The following is a 4,321-nucleotide window of genomic DNA, read 5'->3' as shown; positions in this document are numbered from 1 at the left end:
GGAGGTGTAGAGGGCCGTCACCTCCTGGTCGGTGAGCACGTGGTCGTACGCGTGCACGGCGTCGACCGAACCGGACCAGAAGTCGCCCTTCACGCCCGCGTACTTCGCGCGGCCGATCGACAGCGGGCCGGTGCTGACCGCGTCGGGACCCGCCGTCGTGGCGGCGACGCGCTGGCCGTCGACGTACAGCCGGACCTCACCGGTGGTGTGGTCGCGCACGCCGACCAGGTGGTACCAGCGGTTCAGCTCCGGCGTGACCTCGAGCCGGGCGCGGTTGCCGCCGGGCGTGCTGAACGCGAACGCGCCCTGCCCGTACTGGAGGTAGAACGGGTTCTCCCGCACCCGGCCGTCCTGGCTCACGGCCGTGGCGTAGTTGCCCGGCAGCTTGTCCAGGGTGACCCACGCCGCCACGGAGTAGTCCTTCGTGGTGTCCAGCACGGGAGCCGCGGTCTCGGCGGAGTCGTCGATCCCGTCGAACGCGAGCGCGGACCCCTTGACGCCGGGCGCCCACTTGGTGCCGTTCTTGAGCGTCAACGTGCTCCGCCCACCACTGCGGTCGCTGGACGTGGTGCCCTTGTTCTCGTCCAGCTGCCAGTTGCCGCGACCGGGGAAGTTGGCGTCCTTGCCCGCCAGCGCCCCCGCCCGGATGACCTTGCGGTTGATGTCGCGGACCGGGCCGGGATCGACCTTGATCTCGCGGCGGTCGTAGGTCCACAGGCCGTTCAGCTCGGTCTCCAGGTCGGTGACCTGGGTGTAGACCGAACCGGACAGCTCGGCCCCCGCGGCCTCGAGGTAGAAGTCGGTGGTGTTGGCGACGTACTTCGCCGTCAGCGCCGCCTTGTCCTTCACCCCGCTGTAGATCACCGCCGGTGCGCCGGGCCACATGTGGCCCGGCGTGCGCAGCGTGAACCCGCCGTGCTCGCCGTCCATCGCGACGCGGGTCGAGTCCGGGAACGCCGGGTCGGTGTTGTTGTAGTCGTGGTGGTCGATGACCTCGCCCTTGCCGGAGTCACCCTTGGAGGCGCAGCAGTTCACACCGCTGTGGGCGTTGACGATCCGCGACGGGTCGGACGCCTTGACCTGCTCGGCGATCTTCCCGGTCTCCTCGCGGTTCCACTCGCCCCAGCCCTCGTTGAACACGATCCAACCGATGACCGACGGCGAGTTGTGCAGCTGCTCCATCGCCCGCTTGCCCTCGGTGAGGAACGCCTGCTGCCCCTCGGGCGTGCTGTAGTCGCCGGACACGAAGTCCTGCCACACCAACAACCCCAGCTCGTCCGCGTGCTTGTACCAGCGCGCGGGCTCGATCTTGATGTGCTTGCGCACCGCGTTGAACCCGAGGTCCTTCTGCGCCTGGAGGTCCCAGCGCAGCGCCTCGTCGCTCGGCGCGGTGTACAGGCCGTCTGGCCAGAAACCCTGGTCCAGCATGGACAGCGAGAACACCGGGTTGCCGTTGAGGACCAGCTTCGGGAAGCCGCCCACGTTCTGCACGGCGATGGAGCGCATGCCGAAGTAGCTCTCGACCTTGTCCTTGCTGCGCCCCTGCGACAGCTCCACGTCCAGGTCGTACAGGTACGGGTCGTCCGGGCTCCACAGGTGCGGCTTGTCGATCTTCAACGTCAGCTGCGCGTTGGCCGCGCCGCTCACGCTGCCGACCTTGCGCCCCTTGGCGTCGCGCGCGGTGGCCGTGACCTTCGCCGTGGACGACGCCGACTTCACCTGCACCTGCAACGCGTTCTTGGCCAGGTCCGGCGTGGTGACGACCGAGTCGATCGCCACGTCCGGCACGGGCTCCAGCCACACGGTCTGCCAGATGCCCGAGTTCTGCGTGTAGACGATGCCGCCGGGGTTGCGCGACTGCTTGCCGATCGGCTGGTTCGCGCCGGTCGTGTCGGTCACCGCGACGACGATCTCCTGCTTGCCGGAGCCCTTGAGCGCGTCGGTGATGTCCGCCGTGAACGCGCTGTAGCCACCGCTGTGGTCCGCGACCTGCTTGCCGTTCACGTACACCACGGCGTGGTGGTCGACCGCGCCGAAGTTCAGCTTCAACCGTTGCCCTGACCCGATCTTCCAGTCGCGCGGCACGGACACGAGCTTGCGGTAGAACATGTGGTCCTCGTGGCGTTCCAGCCCGGACAGCTGCGACTCCACCGGGAACGGCACCGTGATGCGCTCGCCGAGGGGCTTGCCGAACACCGGCGCCTCGCCTTCCTTGGCACCGGCGAACTCCCACTGCCCGTTCAGGTTCAGCCAGTCGTCGCGCACCTGCTGCGGCCGCGGGTACTCCGGCAGCGGGTTGTTCTTGTCGACCTTGTCGCCCCACTTGGTCGTCAACCGGTGCGTCGAGGCGTTAGCGGCCGACCGGATGATCTGCGGCACGGTCTCCGTGCCGACGACCAGCCCGCCGGTCCCGTCGTAGGTGAACTTGACCCGCTGCCCCTTCTGGATGGGCTGCGACAACGTGATCACGAGCTTCGACTTGTCCCCGCGGTCGACGGCCACCTTGGCCACCGGCATCGGCGTCGTGTCCGCCTCCACGGCCAGGTGAGCCTGAGCTTGCGCGAGCGCCGTCACCGGCTGCTCGAAGTCCGCGGTCACCTTCATCCCGTCCGCGGCCACGGCCAGGTCGACCGGGAACACCTGGAACCCGTCCGGCGGCGTGAACGCCGACTCCGGCACGATCTCCTTGGCCAGCGTCGGCGTGGACCAGCGCAGGAACGCGTTCGCACCACCGACGTCCTGGAACAGTTCCATCTTGAAGTCGTGCGCGACCCCGGCTTCGAGGTGCACCACCGAGCTGTGCTGCTCGACGTCCCAGTCCCCGACCCAGTGGTCGATCACGGCGGCCCCGTCGAGGAAGAACCGGAACCCGTTGTCGCCGATCAGGTGGAACGTGTAGTCACCGGTGGCGGGCGCGGTCAACTTCCCGGTCCACCGCGCGGTCGTGTGCTCGGACTGCCCGGTCAACGACTCGAACGTCCCGGCAAGTCCGGGCAGGTCGATGTTCGGGTCGAGCAGCACACCACCGAGCTGCGCGAAGTCACGAGCCCCCGGCGCGGACATCCGGTAGTACTCGCCCTTCAACCCGTGCACGGCGGCAGCGCCCTCGGGCGCGGCCGCGGCCGACGCCACACCCGAGGGCACGGCGACGACGGAGAGAACCAGCAGCATCGCTAGCGCGAGCGACCGCAGGGGTGGTCTTGGCATCGAGCTTCCCTTCCTGGCGGGGCAGGGCGTGAGAGACCTCACACAAAACAGCTCGATTACTAACATGTTTCAACAGAGAACAACAGCACCGCACACAAATTTGTCTGATCGGACGAACCGGACACAGTCAACCCGATCCCGCAGAGTGAACACGATGGCCACGGGGAGGGAGACGAGATACGGTCACGGGGCGTGATCGAAGGGCGATGTGGCCGAGTGGCTTAGGCACAGGACTGCAAATCCTGTTACACGGGTTCGATTCCCGTCATCGCCTCAAAACCCCAGGTAGAGAACATGCCCCTGCGGAGACACCTGGGCACCGCAAGTCAAGCACCGACGCGCCCCTGGATAACCGAGGGTCGCGGCCACCGCCATGCCCACCTCGCCAGCGACGGTGTTGAGGGAGGGGCGAGAGCGACGGATGAGTGCGAGCAGCAGGCCAGCGATGGAGGCCACGCCACACACCGGAGACAGCAAAGGCCGGAGGCAGAGCCAGCGACCGGGGCAGGGGTTCGGCGACGCGGAGACAACGCCGGCAGCGATGGCAGCGAGACCGCAATAGAGCCCTCAGAAGTGAGTCACCATCGGCCGGGGGGCCAGAAGTAGCGAGGACACGAACAGGGGCGAGAGCGAGAGCAAGGACGGGAGCGAAGGCAAGGGCAGGAGCAGGGCAGAAACGGGGGGCAAGGACAAAGCGGGGCAAGGACAGAGGTGGGAGCAGAGGCAGAAGCGGGGGCAGGGACAGTGGCAGGGGCGTGGCGGTATCAGCGGCCGGGGACTGGTGGTGCGGCAGGAACAGCAGCAGCGTGACGGCACCAGCGGCCGAGGACCGGCGACGCGACAAGAACAGCAGCAGCGTGACGGCACCAGCGGTCAGAACCCGGTGGTGCGGCAAGAACAGCAACGGTGTGGCGGCACCAGCGACGGCGGCTGGCGGCCCACTGGAATGGCGGCGAAGCCGCCTTGGCGGACCTACGCAACCCAGGTGTCGACCAGACCCCCCTCCCCACCCCGATCCGAAGCGCCTTCGCATCCGTTTTGGCTTGTCAAGGCATCTTTCCCGCCTTGACAAGCCAAAACGGATGTTGAAATAATTGCGCGAGCGGGGTGGGAC

Annotated in this window: 1 protein-coding gene and 1 tRNA gene; one reads left to right on the top strand and one right to left on the bottom strand. The window is 67.8% G+C overall.

The genetic code is table 11. The features are described 5' to 3' along the window. Positions 1-3,207 (bottom strand): LamG-like jellyroll fold domain-containing protein (locus tag ACFWW9_RS45845; protein ID WP_390389922.1); only part of this gene is annotated, 3,207 nt, incomplete at its 3' end. A 202-nt stretch (positions 3,208-3,409) separates the two neighbouring features. On the opposite strand from ACFWW9_RS45845, the gene ACFWW9_RS45840 reads away from it, so the two are divergent. Further along, positions 3,410-3,481, top strand: a tRNA-Cys gene (locus ACFWW9_RS45840). Positions 3,482-4,321: the final 840 nt, after the last annotated feature.

This window comes from Umezawaea sp. NPDC059074 (genome assembly GCF_042738955.1).
Taxonomy (GTDB): domain Bacteria; phylum Actinomycetota; class Actinomycetes; order Mycobacteriales; family Pseudonocardiaceae; genus Umezawaea.
Note: the sequence above shows the minus strand (reverse complement) of the source record. Positions and strands in the feature narration are given on the sequence as shown.